We start from the raw sequence: 1015 nt of genomic DNA, 5'->3' as shown, positions 1-1015 counted from the left end.
GTCGTTGCGTTTGTCGCCGTTGAAGTCGCCGGGGGTGATGACGTGGTCGAAGTTTTGCCAGCCGCTGGTGCCGATTTTCAGGGCGCGGCCGTAGCCTTCGTTGGTTGTGTTGATGGTGCCGGTGCCGGGCCAGAACCAGAGGGTTCCGTCGGTTTTGCGGCCGAGGAGGTCGGGTTTTCCGTCGCTGTTGTAGTCGCCGGGGGTGATGATTTGTTCGAAGTTCTGCCAGCCCCCGTTGCCGATTCTTTTGGCGGGTTTGTAGCCTTCGTTAGTGGTGTTGATGGTGCCGGTGCCGGCGTAGAACCAGAGGGTTCCGTTGGTGTGGCGGGCGAGGAGGTCGGGTTTGCCGTCGTTGTTGAAGTCTCCGGGTGCCAGGACCTGGGTGTAGACGTTCCAGCCGCTGGTTCCGATTTGCAGGGCTGTGCCGTAGCCGCTTTTGCCGTTGCCGTTGAAGAACCAGAGGGTTCCATCTTTTTTGCGGCCGATGAGGTCTTTGGTGCCGTCGCGGTTGAAGTCTCCGGGGGAGAGGACTGCGGTGTAGTCCTGCCAGCCGGTGGCTGCGATGCGGGCGGCGGGTTTGTAGCCGGGGTCTGTGGCGCCGCTGCCGGCGAAGTACCAGAGAGATGAGTCGGATTTGAATCCGGCGAGGTCGGCCCGGCCGTCCTTGTTGAAGTCGCTTGCGCTGACGAGATCGGCGTAGCCTGCCCATCCGGTGGAGATTTGCCGTCCGGGCTGGACGCTGCTGGTGGTGCCGTTGACGGTTCCGGTGCCGGCGTAGAGCCAGAGGGTTCCGTCGGGTTTGCGGGTGAGGAGGTCGGCCCGTCCGTCGCCTGTGTGGTCTCCGGCTCCGATGAGGAGGTCGAAAGTAGTCCAGCCGGAGGAGCCGATTTTTGTGGCTCCGGTGACGGTTCCGGTTCCGGTGCCGGCGTAGAACCAGAGGGTTCCGTCGGTTTTGCGGCCGATGAGGTCGGTCCGGCCATCATTGTTGAAGTCCTGGCCGCCGACGAGTTGGCTG

At 63.3% G+C, this 1015-nt stretch carries 1 protein-coding gene; it reads right to left on the bottom strand.

The window, feature by feature from the left end:
- Positions 1 to 1015, bottom strand: a 1015-nt coding sequence (locus Y708_RS0101730) for an FG-GAP-like repeat-containing protein (protein WP_028278577.1), incomplete at both ends; no start/stop codon positions are given.

The sequence above is a fragment of the Arthrobacter sp. H5 genome, from assembly GCF_000520595.1.
GTDB lineage: Bacteria > Actinomycetota > Actinomycetes > Actinomycetales > Micrococcaceae > Arthrobacter_D.
The sequence above is the reverse complement of the archived record's forward strand: the minus strand, read 5'-3'. Positions and strand labels throughout refer to the sequence as shown.